This window comes from Vibrio alginolyticus NBRC 15630 = ATCC 17749, assembly GCF_000354175.2.
GTDB lineage: Bacteria > Pseudomonadota > Gammaproteobacteria > Enterobacterales > Vibrionaceae > Vibrio > Vibrio alginolyticus.
Genome location: NC_022349.1, coordinates 2,623,973 through 2,643,102, shown reverse-complemented (window position 1 = coordinate 2,643,102; position 19,130 = coordinate 2,623,973). Strand labels below are relative to the sequence as shown.

Here is a 19,130-nt window from a genome sequence, read left to right as displayed (position 1 = left end):
CGCCACTTTTTTAGCCAGACTAATCATAGAGGCACGATTCACGCTGAATCGCATTGCTTTACTCGAATTTCCATACCGATTTTAATAGACTCTCATTTCCTTTCCCTCTTTTTTAATAGCTAAGAATTTATGCGTCCAACCATTGCTAGAGTGGCATTACCCGTTCCGCTCGACAAACAATTTGATTACGCCATTCCGGGGCACCTGTTTCCGATCATTGGTGGACGCGTTTCCGTACCTTTTGGACGCCAAACGTTAGTTGGCATCGTCACCGCGATGGTTAATCACTCGGACTTTCCCAAAGAGCAACTCAAGCCAATCAAAGCAGTTCTTGATTCTCAGCCGATATGGTCTGAAAAGCTTTATTCGTTGCTGACTTGGTGCAGCCAGTTCTACCAATACCCACTTGGAGATACGCTACACAATGCGATGCCAGCAGCTCTACGTAAAGGAAAGCCTGCAGATTTTGCGACGCTACAAGAGTGGCAAATTACCGAATCCGGTAAAGACAAGCTGATGCAAGGGCTTGATCGTCGAGCGGTCAAACAACAGAAGGTCTTGCAAATGTTGGTTAACGGCGCTTTGCCTCACCAGGAATTTGTCGACCAAGAGATAGCCTCAACAGTACTAAAGTCTTTAGAAGAGAAAGGCTGGATTGAACGTATCGAGAAGAAGCCTGTAATCACCCAGTGGGGACAGCACGTTGAATGCGACGTCGAAAAGCCAAAGCTCAACCACGAACAAGCGCTGGCTATTGCAAGTGTAAATAGCCAAACAGGCTTTGCTTGCTATTTATTAGAGGGAGTAACTGGCTCTGGTAAAACCGAAGTTTACTTAAACCTTATCAAGCCAGTTTTAGAGCAAGGGAAACAAGCCTTGGTTTTAGTACCAGAGATTGGCTTAACGCCCCAAACCATCAACCGCTTTAAACGCCGTTTTAATGTGCCAGTTGACGTCATCCACTCCGGGTTAAACGAGACGGAGCGTCTGAATGCGTGGCTTTCTGCACGCGACAAAGCGGCCGGAATCATTATCGGCACACGCTCTGCCCTACTCGCGCCTTTTGCTGATCTCGGGATTATCATTGTGGACGAGGAACATGACACCTCTTACAAACAGCAAGATAGCTTGCGTTATCATGCACGCGATGTTGCTGTAATGCGCGCTCATAAAGAACAAGTTCCGATTGTTCTGGGCTCAGCCACACCTGCACTGGAGACATTGCACAATGCCTTGTCAGGCAAATATCACCATTTAACACTAACCCAACGAGCTGGCTCTGCCGTGCCAACCACCAATAAAGTGTTAGATGTAAAAGGTCAGTATTTAGAAAGTGGCTTATCTGCCCAACTGATTGCCGAGATGCGCAAGCATTTAAAAGCTGGCAATCAAGTAATGTTGTTTCTTAACCGCCGAGGCTTTTCGCCCGCTTTGATGTGCCATGAATGCGGTTGGATTGCAGAATGTAAACGCTGTGATGCGTACTATACGTTCCACCATTACAGCAACGAAATACGCTGCCATCACTGCGGCTCACAACAACCGGTAATTCATCAGTGTCAGGGGTGTGGTTCAACCCAATTGGTTACCGTCGGCGTAGGAACGGAACAACTCGAACAACAATTGGCTCAGTTATTTCCAGAATACAACGCCATTCGCATCGACAGAGACAGCACACGTCGCAAAGGTAGTTTGGAAGATGCCCTTGAATCGATTCGTAAAGGTGAACATCAAATTCTGATTGGCACCCAAATGCTGGCTAAGGGGCACCATTTTCCAAATGTAACGCTCGTTGCTCTTTTGGATGTTGATGGCTCTCTCTATAGTAGTGACTTCCGCGCTTCCGAGCGACTAGCGCAGTTGTTTATTCAAGTCGCAGGTCGTGCCGGCCGCGCAAGTAAACCTGGCGAGGTTATCCTACAAACCCACCATCCTGAGCACAGCTTGCTGCAGGCCCTGCTTCAAAAAGACTATCGCCACTTTGCTATGACTGCTCTGGAAGAACGCAAATTGGCTCAGCTTCCACCTTATAGTTTCTTGACTCTGTTTAAAGCAGAGGCGAACCAAAGTGAGGTAGTTGAAGACTTCCTGCGTCAGGTTCGCTTTACGTTAGAGTCACACCCTCTGTTCGATGATTCCTGCATGGTGTTAGGCCCTACTCCTTCACCTTTGGCCAAGCGGGCTGGTAAATACCGTTGGCAACTATTACTGCAAACTCAGCATCGTTCATTGATGCAAAAGTTATTAACCAGTGCCAAACCTGCTATTGAGTTGTTGCCAAATGCTAAGAAAGTACGCTGGAATTTAGACATAGAACCACAAGATCTCAGCTAGCAAACGTTTAACTATGTAATGAATTACCATTTAATGTGACCAGAATCACACCAAGATTACAATTTTTGTTAAACAGACCGTAACTTTCACTTTAGAAATGAATAGACTATCCAAATTAGAAAAGTCTAAAGTGACTTGTTTGCACAGGCTTAGATTAAAACAATGACTATTCCCACAAATTGATATCGCGGTGAAGAATCCATTTTCCCACTCGTTAACACGAACTGAGCGAAGAGCAAATACAGCTCTAACTCGGTTTGATTACTCTGATTTCAAACCGGAATAACGTCATCTTGGCAAAAAATAAATGAGAGGTTAAAAACTATGGCGACAATGAAGGATGTTGCCCAGCTTGCGGGAGTGTCTACGGCTACGGTATCTCGAGCCTTAATGAATCCAGAGAAAGTCTCTTCTTCTACAAGAAAGAGAGTAGAAGATGCCGTACTTGAAGCGGGTTATTCTCCAAACTCATTAGCGCGTAACTTACGTAGAAACGAATCAAAAACCATTGTTACTATCGTTCCCGACATCTGTGATCCTTATTTTTCTGAAATTATTCGCGGTATTGAAGATGCAGCCATGGAACATGGCTATCTAGTCCTGCTGGGCGATAGCGGACAACAGAAGAAACGCGAAAGCTCTTTCGTTAACCTCGTATTTACTAAGCAGGCAGATGGAATGCTACTGCTTGGTACAGATCTACCATTCGATGTCAGTAAGCCAGAGCAAAAGAACTTACCTCCGATGGTAATGGCGTGTGAATTTGCGCCAGAGCTCGAGCTTCCGACAGTACATATTGATAACCTGACCTCAGCATTTGAAGCGGTGAATTACCTGACTCAATTAGGTCATAAACGCATTGCTCAAATCTCTGGACCAGATACAGCAATATTGTGTCAGTTCCGCCAGCAAGGCTACCAACAAGCCCTGCGCCGTGCCGGCATCAATAAAGATCCACAATATAGTGTCATTACTGAGTTTTCTTTTGATGGCGGAGCAAAAGCCGTTCGTAAACTGCTCGAATTGCCAGAACCACCAACGGCTATTTTCTGCCACTGTGACACAATGGCCATCGGCGCAATTCAAGAAGCGAAAAAGCTTGGCTTACGAGTACCGCAAGATCTCTCTGTTGTGGGCTTTGATGACATTAACTTCGCTCAGTACTGCGATCCACCGTTGACCACCATCTCTCAACCTCGCTATGAGATTGGTCGACAAGCGATGCTAATGATGCTCGAGATGTTAAAAGGCCACGACGTGCATTCAGGCTCGCGTCTGCTTGAAACTAATCTCGTCATTCGTGGAAGTGCAGCGCCACCACAGCGCCCTTAACCTAAAGATTAGGTATTCATCCCCAAAGCGGTGCTAAGGCGCCGCTTTTTTATTTACCCCTCCTGCTTTTTGTATATCCCCGAATAAATATAAGCGAGAACAGAAACACACTCCCCTACACTCGGGCGTTGTCGCGCTTTAGCTATCAAGATTCTATCAATAGGGTGTTTTCTCAACTCGTTCTGGATTAACATATTTGCAAGAATCCTTGATGACCAGAAATAACCGTGGCAAATAGAGATTATGTAAGACGGGGGCGAGGCGCCCCAAAAAAGTCGACAAAAAAACAGCCGCCGAGAAGAAAAAAACCTTGGCGCAGTGGCCTGCTCGCTATCTTGCTCGTGGGCGGTTTTGGCTATGGTCTTTACCTTTTGAGTAGCGACCCAGAACCTAAACAACCAGTCGTGAAGCAGCCAACAACCACTGTAAGCAAACCAAAGCCGAAAAAAGACTTGCCGCCACCACCAGAAGAAAAATGGGAATATGTTGAGTCACTACCGAAACGTGAAGTTGAAGTTGTGGCCAAAGAAATTGAAGTTTCTAAAATTCCTTACATCATGCAGTGTGGCGCGTACAAAACTCAGGCACAAGCCGAAGAGCGCAAGCTTGCAATCGCGTTCCAAGGGATGTCGAGCAAGATTCGTAAGAAAGAAGGCAGTTCATGGTATCGCGTGGTGCTAGGTCCGTATAAGTTCAAACGTGATGCAGAACGTGACCGTCATAAACTGCAACGCGCGAAAATCGAGCCGTGCGCGATTTGGAAAGAAAATCTTTAAACTCAGGCCCTAGGAGCTAAGATCCTAGGGCCTTTCTTTTTGCCCCCTTGAATCCCCATTTCTCCTCCCCCATATACTGAATTAAATCCAAAGAGAAATAATCAAGAGGTCGACTGTGACTACCATTGTATCTGTACGTCGAAATAATAAAGTCGTCATCGCGGGTGATGGCCAAGTATCTCTAGGCAATACCGTAATGAAAGGTAATGCGCGCAAAGTTCGCCGCCTATACAACAACCAAGTACTAGCGGGCTTTGCCGGCGGTACTGCGGATGCCTTCACCCTTTTTGAGCGCTTCGAAAGCAAACTGCAAATGCACCAAGGTCACCTAACCAAAGCGGCAGTTGAGCTAGCCAAAGACTGGCGTAGCGATCGTGCTTTGCGCAAGCTCGAAGCATTACTTGCCGTTGCCGACGAAACCGCATCGTTAATCATTACCGGTAATGGTGATGTCGTACAGCCAGAACACGACCTGATTGCGATTGGCTCTGGTGGTGCTTACGCACAAGCTGCCGCAACCGCCCTACTAGAAAACACAGATCTAGATGCTCGTGAGATCGCGGAAAAAGCTCTCAATATCGCGGGTGATATTTGTGTCTTCACTAACCATCACCACACGGTAGAAGAGCTAGACTCAGCAGTAGAGCCTGAAAAACCAACCGCGTAATCGTAACGAAGTAAGGAAAGAATATGTCTGAAATGACGCCTCGCGAAATCGTTCATGAATTGAACCGCCACATTATCGGTCAAGAAAAAGCCAAGCGTTCGGTTGCGATTGCACTTCGTAACCGCTGGCGCCGCATGCAGCTTGAAGAAAGCTTGCGTGCCGAAGTGACGCCAAAAAACATCTTGATGATTGGCCCTACTGGTGTTGGTAAGACTGAAATCGCACGACGCCTCGCAAAACTGGCAAATGCCCCTTTCATCAAAGTTGAAGCGACAAAATTCACCGAAGTGGGTTACGTTGGTAAAGAAGTTGAAACCATCATCCGTGACCTAACAGATGTCGCTGTGAAAATGACGCATCAACAAGCGATGGAGAAAGTGAAATTCCGCGCAGAAGAGCAAGCGGAAGAACGCATTCTTGATGCGCTACTGCCACCAGCACGTGATAGCTGGGGTCAAGCAGAGCAAACGGAAGAGTCTTCTCACACTCGCCAGATCTTCCGTAAGAAACTGCGTGAAGGCCAACTAGACGATAAAGAAATTGAAATCGACGTAGCCGCACCACAAATGGGCGTAGAGATCATGGCGCCTCCTGGTATGGAAGAGATGACTAACCAGCTGCAAGGCATGTTCCAAAACCTCGCTGGCGACACTAAGAAAAAACGTAAGCTGAAAATCAAAGACGCAATGAAAGCGTTAGCGGAAGAAGAAGCGGCAAAACTGGTTAACCAAGAAGAGCTGAAAGAAGCAGCGATTTTCAACGTTGAAAACAACGGCATCGTATTTATCGATGAGATCGACAAAATCTGTAAACGCGGCGAAAGCTCAGGCCCAGACGTTTCACGCGAAGGTGTTCAGCGCGACCTACTTCCATTGATTGAAGGCAGCACGGTATCAACTAAGCACGGCATGGTAAAAACAGACCACATTCTGTTTGTTGCATCTGGTGCATTCCAAGTGGCAAAACCATCTGACTTGATCCCAGAATTGCAAGGTCGTCTACCAATTCGTGTTGAGCTAGAAGCACTAAGCAGTAACGACTTCAAACGCATTCTGACAGAACCAAAAGCCTCTCTAACAGAGCAGTACGTTGCGTTGATGAAAACGGAAGATGTGGACATCGAATTCACAGAAGACGGCATCACGCAAATCGCGGAAGCGGCATGGACGGTCAACGAAAGCACAGAAAACATCGGTGCTCGTCGCTTACACACCGTAATGGAACGCTTGATGGATGAAATCTCTTACGACGCAGCGGAGCAATCTGGCGCTAAATTCGTTATTGATTCCGCTTATGTGAAAGAGCGCCTAGGCGACACGATTGAAGATGAAGATCTAAGCCGCTTTATTCTTTAACCGCAATCTATCCCACCAAAGCCCAGAACCTTGTTTCTGGGCTTTTTGTTGAGAATGCTTTGACAACATCTAAATCAAAAGCTCTCGTCATTCTAGCGAGCTCAAGCGAGACTAAGAATCTGCTAACAACAGACGCCTATTCTTTCTCTCTCACCTTAACCACTGCACAATCGGATGATGGATTCTGAATCACACTCGTTCCTCGCTGTTCAGAATGACGGTCACTTAGACGACATCTAAATCAAAAGGTCTGGTCATTCTAGCGAGATCTAGCGAGACTAAGAACCTGGTAACAACAGACGCCTATTTTTCCTCTCTCACCTTAATCACCGCACAATCGGATGATCGATTCTGAATCACATTCGTTCCTCGCAGTTCAGAATGACGGTGACTTAGACAACATCTAAATCAAAAGAGCTCGTCATTCTAGCGAGCTTAAGCGAGACTAAGAATCTGCTAACAGCAAACGCCTTTCTTTCCCCACTCGCCTTCACCACCGCACAATCGGATGATAGATTCTGAATCACCTCGTTCCTCGTTGTTCAGAATGACGGTGACTTAGACAACATCTAAATCAAAAGGCCTGGTCATTCTAGGGAGCTCAAGCGAGACTAAGAATCTGGTAACAACAGACGCCTATTCTTCCTCGCTCACCTTAATCACCGCAAAATCGGATGATCGATTCTGAATCACCTCGTTCCTCGTTGTTCAGAATGACGGTGACTTAGACAACATCTAAATCAAAAGGCCTGGTCATTCTAGCGAGCTCAAGCGAGACTAAGAATCTGGTAACAACAGACGCCTATTCTTCCTCGCTCACCTTAATCACCGCACAATCGGATGATCGATTCTGAATCACATTCGTTCCTCGCTGTTCAGAATGACGGTGACTTAGACAACACCCAAATCAAGGATCTCGTCATTCTAAGAGCTCAAGCGAGACTAAGAATCTGCTAACAGCAGACGCCTATTCTTTCCAACTCACCTTAACCACGGCACTATTGGGACGATAGATTCTGAATCACCTCGTTCCTCGCTGTTCAGAATGACGGTGACTTAGACAACATCTAAATCAAAAGAGCTCGTCATTCTAGCGAGCTTAAGCGAGACTAAGAATCTGCTAACAGCAAACGCCTTTCTTTCCCCACTCGCCTTCACCACCGCACAATCGGATGATAGATTCTGAATCACCTCGTTCCTCGTTGCTCAGAATGACGGTGACTTTGACAACATCTAAATCAAAAGACCTGGTCATTCTAGCGAGCTCAAGCGAGACTAAGAATCTGGTAACAGCAAACGCCTTTCTTTCCCGCTCACCTTCACCACTGCACAATCGGATGATAGATTCTGAATGACTCTTTGACTTCTAGTTGAGTTGTTTTAGGTCAATAGCGTATCTGCCTCTTTGTGCTTATACTGGGCACATTGGTTACTAGCACGAAATTTCCATGAAACAATCTCTACAGATCTGGCTTGAAGCCGCTCGCCCAAAAACATTACCTCTGGCATTGGTCTCTATCTTAACAGGTAGCGTACTCGCCTACTCGGCGGGTCATTTCTCACTGACGATTGCCATCATGGCTTTCGTAACCGCGACATTGCTGCAAATTCTGTCCAACCTGGCAAACGACTATGGCGATGCCGTTCAAGGTACAGATAACGACAAACGCCTCGGCCCATTACGAGCGATGCAGTCAGGCGCGGTAAGTGCGAAACAGATGAAACAGGCGATTATCTTTAACATCGCTCTGACCGCCATTTCAGGCTTGGTGTTGGTTTTCTATTCACTAAGTTCACTGGAAAGCATTGTCACTTTTATCGGGCTGGGAATTCTGGCCATTCTCGCAGCCATTGCTTATACCATGGGTAGCAAACCATACGGTTACGTGGGGCTTGGCGATATTTCAGTTTTCTTGTTTTTTGGTTTACTCGGCGTATCCGGTACTTATTTCTTGCATACTGGTCACGTAGATACCACGCTATTCTTACCTGCTCTAGGCTGCGGTTTACTCGCCGTTGCAGTACTCAACATCAACAATATGCGTGATATCGAGAACGACCGAGAGTGTGGTAAACGCACAGTCGCAGTGCGATTGGGTCAACGCAAAGCCAAGCATTACCACTTTGTTTTACTTGGCGGTGCTATTCTTGCCTTTGCGGCTTACTTGTTAATTCAAGACAAACCCGTTTGGATTAGCTTGCCATTTTTACTTAGTATTTATTTCGTGGCCGATCATGGTAAAGCGGTTTGGCATACACAAAAGCCCGCTCAGATAGCACCAATGATGCCAGTCATCGTGAAATGCTCTTTAGTCACCAACGTTTTGTTTGCAACAATTGTGGTAGCTCAAACTCTAGTAAGTTAAAAAAGGATTGTCATTGCATTGACTTAATGCCTAGATATACTCAAAGACAACCAATTTCTGTTTAGAAAGGTACGCTATGGAATACAATACCTCAGCACTCTGTGATATCTACCTCGATCAGGTAGATGTGGTTGAACCAATGTTCAGTAACTTTGGCGGTCGCGCTTCATTTGCCGGGCAAATCACCACCATCAAGTGTTTTGAAGATAATTCGTTGATCCGCGAGACATTAGAGCAAGATGGACTTGGTCGCGTTTTGTTAATTGACGGTGGCGGTTCCCTACGTAAAGCCCTTATCGATGCAGAAATCGCAACCATTGCGGAAGAAAACGAGTGGGAAGGCATTGTCGTTTATGGCTGTGTTCGTGAAGTAGATGAACTTGAAGATATGAACTTAGGCATTCAAGCCCTCGCTTCTATTCCTGTTGGAGCGACCAGTCAGGGGATTGGCGAATTGGATGTACCAGTCAACTTTGGCGGCGTCAGCTTCTTACCTGAAGATTATATTTATGCTGATAGCACCGGAATTATCCTGTCGCCTGAACCATTGAATATTGATTTAGAGTTGGATGAAGAAGCATAGCGAGTCTTAGGTGTCTAAGTTATAGGGTCTTCTCTTGGCTCTTAGCGCCTAGCCTTGTCTTAACATTTTCTACTTCCCTAAAACACAAACACCCGCTTAACGCGGGTGTTTTTAATTTGGAATGAAGAAGCCGAATTATTCCACTTCGTCCATTTTGCCAAGTAGTGCACGAATGCGCTCTTGCCATTGTGCGTGCTCTTGCTGTGCTTGTTGTGCTTTTTGCTCTAGCTCTTCACGTTGAGAGCGAAGCTCGTTCGCTTCTTCCGCAAGTTTAGCTTTATCTTCTTTCAGCTCTTCGACTTCCATCTGAAGAAGAGTGATTGTGTCAACTGCAGTTTGAATTTTAGATTCTAGTTGTTCTAGTACTTCAAAAGACATCTTGGCCTACCTATGTTATTCCGTTGGGACGATGTGCGAGATTGATGCACACCTAACCTATATAAGGTTCATTCTACTCAGCGTCGCGATGAGAAACACTCACTATATTCGATATTTTGCATCATTCGGTCAAAAAATCAGCGCAATCTCACTAAACGCTGACTTTTCTTGTCGCCGAAGCATTTTTGAGCAAGGATTTTGCGTCTCGCTACGCTGAAAATCGCCCTAAGTATTGATCAAATTCAAGTTAGATAAAGTAAAAGCCTCGCAAAAAGGCAAACGTTTACTCGACCTTGTGATAGAATCGCCGCGCAAATTCTTCTTCCCTCTTGCTTACTTGGAGACATCATGAAACGCGATTTAGCAATGGCATTTTCCCGTGTGACTGAAGGTGCAGCTCTGGCTGGTTACAAATGGCTTGGCCGTGGCGATAAAAACGCAGCCGATGGCGCAGCTGTTGAAGTTATGCGCACGCTACTGAACAAAACAGATATCAGTGGTGAAATTGTCATTGGTGAGGGTGAAATCGATGATGCGCCAATGCTGTACATTGGTGAGCAAGTGGGTATTGGTGGTGATGAGGTAGATATTGCAGTCGACCCGATTGAAGGAACGCGTATGACGGCAATGGGACAATCGAACGCACTAGCCGTACTTGCCGCAGGTGAGAAAGGCAGCTTTCTTAAAGCGCCAGATATGTACATGGAAAAACTGGTTGTTGGCCCTGGTGCAAAAGGCGTAATTGACTTAGAAAAGCCGTTAAAAGAAAACCTAGAGAACGTAGCAAAAGCCCTGAACAAGCCACTTGATACCCTAGTCGTTATTACCCTTGCGAAACCTCGCCACGATGACGTTATTGCAGAAATGCAAGCAATGGGCGTACGTGTTTTTGCGGTGCCTGATGGTGACGTCGCTGCCTCTATTCTAACTTGTATGCCAGACAGTGAAGTGGACATGATGTACTGTATTGGCGGTGCGCCAGAAGGGGTTGTATCAGCAGCGGTAATTCGAGCGCTAGACGGTGACATGCACGGTCGCCTGCTTCCTCGTCACGAAGTAAAAGGCGATACTGAAGAAAACCGCATTTACGGTGCAGATGAACTAAAACGCTGCGATGAAATGGGCGTAAAAGCAAATGTTGTACTCAAAATGGAAGACATGGCTCGTAGCGACAATGTGGTATTTTCAGCTACAGGCATCACTAAAGGTGACTTGCTGGAAGGTATCTCTCGTCAAGGCAATATTGCAACCACAGAAACGCTGCTCGTGCGTGGTCGATGCCGTACTATTCGTCGCATTAAGTCGACTCACTACCTAGATCGTAAAGATCCAGAAGTGCGTGATATTATTCTTTAAGCATTTCTCGAGGCTCTCGCTCAATCTGAGTTTGAGCCTTTCTTTCCGCACAACGGGCAATAGATTCTGAATCACACTCGTTCCTCAGAATGACGGTGACTTTAATAAGTTCTAAATCAAAAGAACTCGTCATTCTAGCGAGCCGCAGCGAGACTAAGAATCTAGTAGTAACAAGCTCCTATTCTTTCCTGAACACCTCAACCACTACTCAACCAAAAAATAGATTCTGAATAACCTCGTTCCTCGCTGTTCAGAATGACGGAGACTTTAATAAGCTCTAAATCAAAAGAACTCGTCATTCTAGCGAGACTAAAAATCTAGTAGTAACAAGCTCCTATTCTTTCCTGGTCACCTTAACCACTGCTCAACCAGAAGATAGATTCTGAATCACCTTATTCCTCGCTGTTCAGAATGACGGCTACCATAGCAAGCTCTAAATCGAAAAAACTCGTCATTCTAGCGAGCTCCAGCGAGACTAAGAATCTAGTTGTAACAAGCTCCTATTCTTTCCTGGTCACCTTAACCGCTGCACAATCGGACGATAGATTCTGAATCACCTTATTTCTCGCCGTTCAGAATGACGACATATATTGGCTCATATGAACATAGCCCCTACAAATCCACACTCAAATTAAGTCAACACTTTTCTTTACTAACCCTATCGCGCATAATATGTACTGACGTATAAATGGTGGGTATATGAAGACCGTAGATAGGATATTGCAAATCGTTAAGCGTGATGGCTCCGTCACTGCAAAACAACTCTCCTCTGAGCTAGGTATGACAACCATGGGGGCTCGTCAGCACCTGCAAAGTTTAGAAGATGATGGCATTCTTTCTATCCATGACGTAAAAGTGAAAGTTGGTCGCCCTGCTCGTCATTGGTCTCTCACTCAAAAAGGTCATGAGCAATTTGCTGACCGTCACGGTGAGTTGACCATTCAGTTTATAGAAGCTGTCGAACATATCTTTGGCAAAGATGGACTGGAAAAAGTCACATCAGAAAGGGAAAAACTCACGTTACAAAGTTATCGTCAGCATCTTGAGCAATGCGACTCTCTGCAAAGCAAACTAGAAACACTTGTCACATTAAGAGAGCAAGAAGGCTATATGGCTGAACTCGAGAAAGATGAGAACGGATTTATCTTAATCGAAAATCACTGTCCGATTTGTAAAGCCGCAACTCGCTGCCCAAGCTTGTGCCAATCAGAATTAAGTGTCTTTCAGTCTTTACTTGGACGTGACACCAAAGTAGAGCGTACCGAACACATCATTAGTGGCCAAAGACGCTGCGTTTACCGCATCCAACAACTGCAGTAACCACCACAACCAAACATCGACATGCCGCACTTATTCAATCTCAAGCTTGAAAGCTTCTCTTATAAGTGAGACGGCTGAAGAATTCATTCTCTCTCCTCTTTCTAGTGGTATAGGCTTTTTAGTAACTAAAAGCAATTTCCATAAGGATTTGGAGAGCATCGATGTCTACTCTACGTCATATCCCACCCCAAACGCTTCCTCCATTCGATGAAATGGTTCGAATGGCAGAGCGAGACCCAGAAGCTTTTGAGCAATTTCGTCATGAGATGGCGAAAGAGATGATCGAAAGCGCATCAGAAGATATGAAAGAAAGATTGTGGGCTCAACAAAGCCACATTGATAGAGTCATCAGCACGTGTAAAAACCCTCATCACACCAATGTGGTATTGATGAACGAGTTGCGAAAACAGGTCGTAAAGTTCAAAGCAGCGCTAGAAGGGGAAGCGGCACCGACAAAAAAAGCGGATGTGGTTAGCTTAAATGCGTTTAAAGATAGGAATGACTTTTACTGATACTCAGTAGATAGATCGAGAAAGTTAGGGTTCGTTTCTCTTACCAAGGCTAACTTCCACTCACGCTTCCACTGCTTGAGCTGCTTTTCTCGGTTTATAGCATTAGCCATATCGTCGAATAACTCAAAGTAAACGAGCTTATGAACGTTGTATTTCTTAGTAAATCCTTCCACTACTCCATTTTTATGTTGCCATAATCTTTGGGGCAGCTGACTGGTAACACCTATGTAGAGAACAGCGTTGTTATTTGACGTTAGGATATAAACGCAAGGTGTCTTATCGATGATTCATTCTCCTTCATTATTCGCTGTTACTTTTCCATTGTAATTCGCGAGCTCAGTCAGTTTATTTCAAACTCGGAGCACTCTGTGCGTAGATTCTGAATCACACTCGTTCCTCGTTGTTCAGAATGACGATGACTTTAACAACCTCTAAACCAAAGGGGAGCGTCATTCTAGCGAGTCTCGGCAAGGCTAAGAACCTGCCAACAGTAAACTCCTATTCTTTCCCGCTCAGCTTAACCACTGCTCAACCGGACGATAGATTCTGGATCACGCTCATTCCTCGCTGCTCAGAATGATGATGGCTTTAACAGTCTCTATATCAAAAGAGTTTGTCATTCTAGCTAGCCTTAACGAGACTAAGAATCTAGTAACAGCAAGCTCCTATTCTTTCCCGCTCACCTAAACCACCGTACAATCGGATGATAGATTCTGAATCACACTCGTTCCTCGCTGTTCAGAATGACAGTGGCTTTAACAGTCTCTAAATCAAAAGAGTTTGTCATTCTAGCGAGCCTTAGCGCGACTAAGAATCTACTTTCAGCACGCACGATACTTGAAGCAATTACTCCGGCTCAGGGCCATATTGGTTTGGTCCTGATGTTCCCTTTAAGAAACCACATTCAATTAGAATCCATAAACCACAAATCAGAGAAATGGAAGCAACGAACATCTGTGGGGTCGACGGCTCTTGCGCGGCAGGGCTGGTCATTGGCGTGGCAATTCGTCCGATAATCAACGGAATATTCAGTGCTAGCCAATAGATCGATTTGTTACGGTCGTGCCAACGCTTGGTGGTGATCGCCAAATCAGGGATCAGCAGAACCACCAAGAAAATAGGAAGAAGCACATAGGAGAGAGTAGGAAGCAGCTGGCTGATACCGGCACCAAAGCCTAGAATGGACACATAGTAAATGACGTTCCAAATCCAGTAGTTTTTACGGTTTATACGTCCTTGAAAAGAAAACAGTAACTCTTTAGTCGACATCAAATTTTACCCCAAAGTAGAAAGGTTATAGATTAGCCGAGTCGATATAGTTTGGAAAGGACACCGATAGCTTGGGTGCCCACAACGCCCATATAACAAGCAGAGCCAGGCTGAGAATTCGTAACAATAACCTCTCGCTATTCTCGGGCAATCCAGCACCACCTAGTTCACTACCTTTTGGAAGCTATCTATATCCATGTCTCGGATATTGACCGTTAAACTGTGCACGTGACTAGCTTGCTCTTGAAGTGTCGCCATCAAGGCTCGTGACAGTTCTCGCTTTTGTTCTTGGGAGCGACCAGATAACAAATCAAAGTTGATATGGATAAAGTCGAGGCTATCACCCTCCTCTCCTATTAACCAATTGTGGCACCGGAGCGTTCTAGATTTCACTGACGCGAGTTCAAAGAGGCCACTTTCTAACGCCGTTTTATGTAAATCCTCCAGCAACCCCTGAACATTGACGCGTTCTTCCACCGAGTTTGAATACTCTAAAACGAGATTTGGCATTTTGATTCCTTTCTACAACAATTAATTCCAGCGCGTAGTAATACCAATCTCAGCAGCAATTTCCGAGGAATGAACTATCATTCTGTCTACGCGATCACCAATCGGTTGCTTTTGACAAAAATAACAGGATCGATGCTTGGTCGAATCAGTAAAGAAAGCCGGACAAGACATGACGCCAATCATGATCTGTTCACATTATTCTGTTATATTCCTACGTAGATTTTTTACATTAATTGACTATTTACATTAAAGATAAGGGAGATATTCCTATGCGTCGTCCTGTAGTGATGGGTAACTGGAAACTAAACGGCAGCAAAGCAATGGTAACTGAGCTGCTAACTGGTCTTAACGCTGAACTTGAAGGCGTTGAAGGTGTTGACGTAGCAGTCGCTCCACCAGCACTTTACATCGACCTAGCAGAGCGCGTAATCGCTGAAGGCGGTAACAAGATCATCCTAGGTGCTCAAAACACTGACCTAAACAACAGCGGTGCGTTCACTGGCGATATGTCTCCAGAAATGCTGAAAGATTTCGGTGCTACTCACATCATCATCGGTCACTCAGAGCGTCGTGAATACCACAACGAATCTGACGAGTTCATCGCTAAGAAATTCAACTTCCTAAAAGAAAACGGTCTAACACCTGTTTTCTGTATCGGTGAATCTGAAGCGCAAAACGAAGCTGGCGAAACTGAAGCAGTATGTGCCCGTCAAATCAACGCAGTTATCGACACTTACGGTGTTGAAGCTCTAAACGGCGCAATCATCGCTTACGAACCAATCTGGGCTATCGGTACTGGTAAAGCAGCAACAGCTGAAGATGCACAACGCATCCACGCTTCTATCCGCGCACTAATCGCAGCAAAAGACGAAGCAGTTGCAGCACAAGTAATCATCCAATACGGTGGTTCTGTTAAGCCAGAAAACGCTGAAGCTTACTTCTCACAACCAGACATCGACGGCGCTCTCGTTGGCGGTGCTTCTCTAGACGCTAAAAGCTTCGCAGCAATCGCTAAAGCAGCGGCTAAAGCAAAAGCTTAATCTCGTTTTTACTGAGAGTAGAAATAACAAAGGGATGCATCATGCATCCCTTTTTGTTTGTGTTGTACCGTCGGAGTACCTAATAGAAAGTTCCGACTTACGCTGGCTCAGCAATTTTCACGGTTGGCTTTTTCGCGAGCTCCGCACTGGAATCTTTCTTATAAAGGTTCTCGTAGCAGTAATTTGTGGCTTCAATGTAGCCTTCTACGCTACCGCAATCAAAGCGCTGACCTTTAAATTTGTATGCCAAAACACAACCAGATTGAGCTTGTTGCATCAGCGCATCGGTGATTTGAATCTCACCACCTTTACCTGGCTCTGTATTTTCAATCAGTTCAAAGATATCAGGTGTCAGAATGTAGCGACCAATAATCGCTAGATTGCTAGGTGCAGTGCCTGGCTCTGGCTTTTCAACCATGTTATCAATGCGGAAGATATCATCTTTGATCATCTCGCCAGCAATCACACCGTATTTATGCGTTTCTGATTCCGGCACTTCTTGTACCGCAACGATTGAACAGCGGAACTGTTTGTACAGCTCAACCATTTGCGCTAGAACGCCTTTGTCCCCATTCACACATAGGTCATCCGCAAGCACAACAGCAAACGGTTCATCACCGACCAATTCACGTCCCGTAAGAATAGCGTGACCTAAGCCTTTCATTTCACGCTGACGGATGTAAGTGTAACTCGCAGAATCAATCAAAGAACGAATATCATCAAGCAGCGCTTCTTTACTTGTACCGCTAATTTGATGCTCTAGCTCGTAGTTTTTATCAAAGTGATCCATTAACGAGTGCTTACCACGACCAGTGACGATGCACATACCATCCATACCGGCTTCAATCGCCTCTTCAACACCGTATTCAATCAATGGCTTGTTTACCACTGGCATCATTTCTTTCGGCATCGACTTAGTCGCAGGAAGGAAACGTGTACCGTAACCCGCCGCAGGGAATAAACACTTTTTAATCATTTTATTAAACCTAACTCAACCAATAGCGAGCACTCAGCTCGCTATTTATTATTTGTTGTAAAACTCTTTATACCAAGAGACAAACTCAGCAACTCCTTCTTTTACAGTTACTTTTGGTTTGTAGCCAGTCGCAGAAAATAAGTCTTCTGTATCCGCATAGGTTTGATAGACATCACCGGGTTGCATTTCTCGGAAGTTTTTCTTAGCTTCAATACCCAGTTCATCTTCAATCGCTTTAACAAAATCCATTAGGTTAATCGGTGAACCATGGCCTATGTTATAAACGGCGTAAGGCGCAGAGCTACTTGCAGGAGTACCATCTTCAACGGTCCAGCTATCATTACGTGCAGGCAACACATCCGAAATACGAACCACACCTTCGACAATATCATCAACATGAGTAAAGTCGCGCCACATATCACCATTGTTATTAATATCAATGGTTTCACCATCAAGAATCTTTTTAGTGAAAATAAAAGGAGCCATATCAGGGCGTCCCCATGAACCGTAAACGGTAAAGAAACGCAGGCCTGTGGTCGGAATATCGTATAGATGCGAATAACTATGAGCCATTAGCTCATTAGACTTTTTGGTTGCCGCATACAGTGACACCGGGTGATCAACACTATCAGATGTAGCAAATGGTACCTTGGCATTTAAGCCATATACAGAACTAGATGATGCATACACTAAGTGCTTAACATCATTTTGACGACAACCTTCAAGGATATTCAAATGTCCTACTAGGTTAGAGTCTGCGTAAGCATGAGGGTTTTCCAAAGAGTAACGTACGCCAGCTTGCGCGGCCAAATGAATAACACGATCAAATTTCTCTGTCGAGAAGAGTGTTTCCATCACAGAGCGATCAGCAATATCAACGTTCAAAAACTTGAACATAGGATGTTCAATACGGGACAATCGAGCAAGCTTCAAGTTTACATCGTAATAATCGTTTAGATTGTCGATACCAACAACTTCATTCCCTGCAGCATTTAGCTTCTCTACGGTTGCACTACCAATAAAACCGGCCGCACCTGTCACTAAGTATTTCATCAGATTGATTACCTTAATAAAACGAAAGCCAGTCACTACGACTGGCTTATTATAATGTCATTTTGATTAGTCGCTACCAAACAGGTCTCTGGTATAAACTTTATCAGCCACATCAGCAAGTTCTTCAACCATGCGGTTAGAAACAATAACATCTGACACTTGTTTGAACTCTTCAAGATCGCGGATAACGACAGAGTGGAAAAACTCATCTTCCTGAAGTACTGGCTCGTACACCACTACTTCAATACCTTTCGCTTTAATACGCTTCATAATGCCTTGAATTGACGAAGCGCGGAAGTTATCTGAACCAGACTTCATAATTAAGCGGTAGATACCCACCACTTTTGGCTGGCGTTTGATAATTGAGTCTGCAATAAAATCTTTACGCGTGCGGTTTGCATCAACGATTGCACCAATGATGTTGTTAGGAACTTCTTGGTAGTTTGCTAACAATTGCTTTGTATCTTTTGGTAAGCAGTAACCACCATAACCGAATGACGGGTTGTTGTAGTGATTGCCAATACGAGGGTCTAAGCCAACACCTTCAATAATTTGGCGAGCGTCAAGATTATGAGCTTCAGCATACGAATCTAACTCATTGAAATAAGCTACGCGCATCGCAAGATACGTGTTTGAGAACAACTTAACCGCTTCTGCTTCTGTAGAGTCAGTAAACAGAACCGAGATGTCTTCTTTTACCGCACCTTCGACCAAAAGGTTAGCGAACTTCTCTGCACGTTCGCTGCGCTCTCCAACGATGATGCGAGACGGGTGTAGGTTATCGTAAAGAGCTTTGCCTTCGCGAAGAAACTCCGGAGAGAACATAACATTCTGACAACCGAGTTCCTCTTTAATGCGCGCAGTATAACCCACAGGTACAGTCGACTTAATCACCATAACTGCATCTGGATTAATTGCCATCACATCTTTAATCACTGCTTCAACTGAAGAAGTATTAAAGTAGTTCGTTTGAGGGTCATAATCCGTAGGTGTGGCAATAACAACAAACTCCGCGTCTTTGTAAGCCAGCTCTTTATCTATCGTCGCGATAAAGTTGAGTTCTTTGTTTGCAAGGAAATGTTCGATTTCCGCATCAACAATTGGAGATTTCTTGTCATTCAACAAGTCCACTTTTTCTTGGATAATATCAACCGCCACAACCTCATGGTTTTGTGACAATAACATGGCATTGGACAAACCGACGTAGCCCGTGCCTGCTACAGCAATTTTCATTTTTATTTCCTATTATTTAACTGACGCTAGCATATCAAAACACCGACACTCTCGGTAGAGTGTGGTGAAT

The 19,130-nt window shown here is 44.9% G+C and carries 18 protein-coding genes; 11 read left to right on the top strand and 7 right to left on the bottom strand.

Translation table 11 applies throughout. The features are described 5' to 3' along the window. The first annotated feature begins 129 nt into the window (after positions 1 to 129). The 7 genes from priA (at position 130) to rraA (ending at position 9,413) form a co-directional block, all read left to right on the top strand. The gene (gene priA, locus N646_RS12155; RefSeq protein ID WP_017820298.1) at positions 130 to 2,334 is read left to right on the top strand and encodes a primosomal protein N'; all 2,205 of its coding nucleotides are present in this window, start codon (positions 130 to 132) and stop codon (positions 2,332 to 2,334) included. Between the two features lie 324 nt (positions 2,335 to 2,658). Further along, complete coding sequence (cytR, locus tag N646_RS12150) at positions 2,659 to 3,666, top strand: DNA-binding transcriptional regulator CytR (protein WP_005379543.1); 1,008 nt, start codon at positions 2,659 to 2,661, stop codon at positions 3,664 to 3,666. Positions 3,667 to 3,893: 227 nt separating this feature from the next. After that, positions 3,894 to 4,442, top strand: coding sequence for a cell division protein FtsN (gene ftsN / locus N646_RS12145; protein WP_017820300.1), 549 nt, complete (start codon positions 3,894 to 3,896; stop codon positions 4,440 to 4,442). A gap of 115 nt (positions 4,443 to 4,557) precedes the next feature. Continuing rightward, positions 4,558 to 5,109: an ATP-dependent protease subunit HslV gene (gene hslV, locus N646_RS12140; RefSeq protein ID WP_017820301.1), complete on the top strand. Its 552-nt coding sequence runs from the start codon at positions 4,558 to 4,560 to the stop codon at positions 5,107 to 5,109. A gap of 23 nt (positions 5,110 to 5,132) precedes the next feature. Further along, positions 5,133 to 6,464, top strand: a complete 1,332-nt coding sequence (gene hslU / locus N646_RS12135; protein WP_005397950.1) for an HslU--HslV peptidase ATPase subunit — start codon at positions 5,133 to 5,135, stop codon at positions 6,462 to 6,464. Positions 6,465 to 7,912: 1,448 nt separating this feature from the next. Further along, the gene (locus tag N646_RS12130) at positions 7,913 to 8,830 is read left to right on the top strand and encodes a 1,4-dihydroxy-2-naphthoate polyprenyltransferase (protein ID WP_005379538.1); all 918 of its coding nucleotides are present in this window, start codon (positions 7,913 to 7,915) and stop codon (positions 8,828 to 8,830) included. Positions 8,831 to 8,906: 76 nt separating this feature from the next. Then, a complete protein-coding gene (rraA, locus tag N646_RS12125; RefSeq protein WP_005379537.1) occupies positions 8,907 to 9,413 on the top strand; it encodes a ribonuclease E activity regulator RraA in 507 nt (168 codons plus the stop codon). 135 nt (positions 9,414 to 9,548) lie between these two features. Here rraA and zapB read toward each other — a convergent pair whose 3' ends face one another. Then, positions 9,549 to 9,791: a cell division protein ZapB gene (zapB, locus tag N646_RS12120; protein WP_005379536.1), complete on the bottom strand. Its 243-nt coding sequence runs from the start codon at positions 9,789 to 9,791 to the stop codon at positions 9,549 to 9,551. A 348-nt stretch (positions 9,792 to 10,139) separates the two neighbouring features. Here zapB and glpX point away from each other — a divergent pair, with 348 nt between their 5' ends. The 3 genes from glpX (at position 10,140) to N646_RS12105 (ending at position 12,979) form a co-directional block, all read left to right on the top strand. Next, positions 10,140 to 11,147, top strand: a complete 1,008-nt coding sequence (gene glpX, locus N646_RS12115) for a class II fructose-bisphosphatase (RefSeq protein WP_005383180.1) — start codon at positions 10,140 to 10,142, stop codon at positions 11,145 to 11,147. A 699-nt stretch (positions 11,148 to 11,846) separates the two neighbouring features. Then, a complete protein-coding gene (locus N646_RS12110; RefSeq protein WP_005379532.1) occupies positions 11,847 to 12,467 on the top strand; it encodes a helix-turn-helix transcriptional regulator in 621 nt (206 codons plus the stop codon). A gap of 161 nt (positions 12,468 to 12,628) precedes the next feature. Then, entirely contained in the window at positions 12,629 to 12,979 is a 351-nt protein-coding gene (locus N646_RS12105) for a DUF3135 domain-containing protein (protein WP_017820739.1), read from the top strand. Here N646_RS12105 and N646_RS12100 read toward each other — a convergent pair. From N646_RS12100 to N646_RS12090, 3 genes are all read right to left on the bottom strand, one after another. After that, entirely contained in the window at positions 12,973 to 13,239 is a 267-nt protein-coding gene (locus N646_RS12100; RefSeq protein WP_374041202.1) for a GIY-YIG nuclease family protein, read from the bottom strand. The genes N646_RS12105 and N646_RS12100 overlap by 7 nt on opposite strands. A gap of 586 nt (positions 13,240 to 13,825) precedes the next feature. Then, positions 13,826 to 14,248 carry a DUF805 domain-containing protein gene (locus N646_RS12095; RefSeq protein ID WP_017820737.1) on the bottom strand — a complete coding sequence of 141 codons (423 nt, stop codon included), beginning with the start codon at positions 14,246 to 14,248 and terminating at the stop codon, positions 13,826 to 13,828. Positions 14,249 to 14,410: 162 nt separating this feature from the next. After that, positions 14,411 to 14,758, bottom strand: coding sequence for a 5-carboxymethyl-2-hydroxymuconate Delta-isomerase (locus tag N646_RS12090; RefSeq protein ID WP_017820736.1), 348 nt, complete (start codon positions 14,756 to 14,758; stop codon positions 14,411 to 14,413). Positions 14,759 to 15,027: 269 nt separating this feature from the next. Here N646_RS12090 and tpiA point away from each other — a divergent pair, with 269 nt between their 5' ends. Continuing rightward, positions 15,028 to 15,798, top strand: coding sequence for a triose-phosphate isomerase (gene tpiA, locus N646_RS12085; RefSeq protein WP_005384863.1), 771 nt, complete (start codon positions 15,028 to 15,030; stop codon positions 15,796 to 15,798). A gap of 97 nt (positions 15,799 to 15,895) precedes the next feature. Here the strand turns inward: tpiA and galU are convergent, their stop codons facing one another. The 3 genes from galU to N646_RS12070 form a co-directional block, all read right to left on the bottom strand. Further along, entirely contained in the window at positions 15,896 to 16,774 is an 879-nt protein-coding gene (gene galU, locus N646_RS12080; protein WP_005379521.1) for a UTP--glucose-1-phosphate uridylyltransferase GalU, read from the bottom strand. Between the two features lie 48 nt (positions 16,775 to 16,822). Beyond that, entirely contained in the window at positions 16,823 to 17,827 is a 1,005-nt protein-coding gene (locus N646_RS12075; protein WP_005379520.1) for an NAD-dependent epimerase, read from the bottom strand. 66 nt (positions 17,828 to 17,893) lie between these two features. After that, positions 17,894 to 19,060, bottom strand: a complete 1,167-nt coding sequence (locus N646_RS12070) for a nucleotide sugar dehydrogenase (protein ID WP_017820735.1) — start codon at positions 19,058 to 19,060, stop codon at positions 17,894 to 17,896. Positions 19,061 to 19,130: the final 70 nt, after the last annotated feature.

What these genes read in the sequence shown, in the direction of transcription:
- galU (WP_005379521.1), bottom strand. Translation starts at nt 16,774, where the DNA reads ATGATTAAAAAGTGTTTATTCCCTGCGGCGGGTTACGGTACACGTTTC.
- N646_RS12110 (WP_005379532.1), top strand. Translation starts at nt 11,847, where the DNA reads ATGAAGACCGTAGATAGGATATTGCAAATCGTTAAGCGTGATGGCTCC.
- tpiA (WP_005384863.1), top strand. Translation starts at nt 15,028, where the DNA reads ATGCGTCGTCCTGTAGTGATGGGTAACTGGAAACTAAACGGCAGCAAA.
- N646_RS12090 (WP_017820736.1), bottom strand. Translation starts at nt 14,758, where the DNA reads ATGCCAAATCTCGTTTTAGAGTATTCAAACTCGGTGGAAGAACGCGTC.
- hslU (WP_005397950.1), top strand. Translation starts at nt 5,133, where the DNA reads ATGTCTGAAATGACGCCTCGCGAAATCGTTCATGAATTGAACCGCCAC.
- priA (WP_017820298.1), top strand. Translation starts at nt 130, where the DNA reads ATGCGTCCAACCATTGCTAGAGTGGCATTACCCGTTCCGCTCGACAAA.
- rraA (WP_005379537.1), top strand. Translation starts at nt 8,907, where the DNA reads ATGGAATACAATACCTCAGCACTCTGTGATATCTACCTCGATCAGGTA.
- N646_RS12070 (WP_017820735.1), bottom strand. Translation starts at nt 19,060, where the DNA reads ATGAAAATTGCTGTAGCAGGCACGGGCTACGTCGGTTTGTCCAATGCC.
- N646_RS12130 (WP_005379538.1), top strand. Translation starts at nt 7,913, where the DNA reads ATGAAACAATCTCTACAGATCTGGCTTGAAGCCGCTCGCCCAAAAACA.
- N646_RS12105 (WP_017820739.1), top strand. Translation starts at nt 12,629, where the DNA reads ATGTCTACTCTACGTCATATCCCACCCCAAACGCTTCCTCCATTCGAT.
- N646_RS12095 (WP_017820737.1), bottom strand. Translation starts at nt 14,248, where the DNA reads ATGTCGACTAAAGAGTTACTGTTTTCTTTTCAAGGACGTATAAACCGT.
- zapB (WP_005379536.1), bottom strand. Translation starts at nt 9,791, where the DNA reads ATGTCTTTTGAAGTACTAGAACAACTAGAATCTAAAATTCAAACTGCA.
- glpX (WP_005383180.1), top strand. Translation starts at nt 10,140, where the DNA reads ATGAAACGCGATTTAGCAATGGCATTTTCCCGTGTGACTGAAGGTGCA.
- N646_RS12075 (WP_005379520.1), bottom strand. Translation starts at nt 17,827, where the DNA reads ATGAAATACTTAGTGACAGGTGCGGCCGGTTTTATTGGTAGTGCAACC.
- cytR (WP_005379543.1), top strand. Translation starts at nt 2,659, where the DNA reads ATGGCGACAATGAAGGATGTTGCCCAGCTTGCGGGAGTGTCTACGGCT.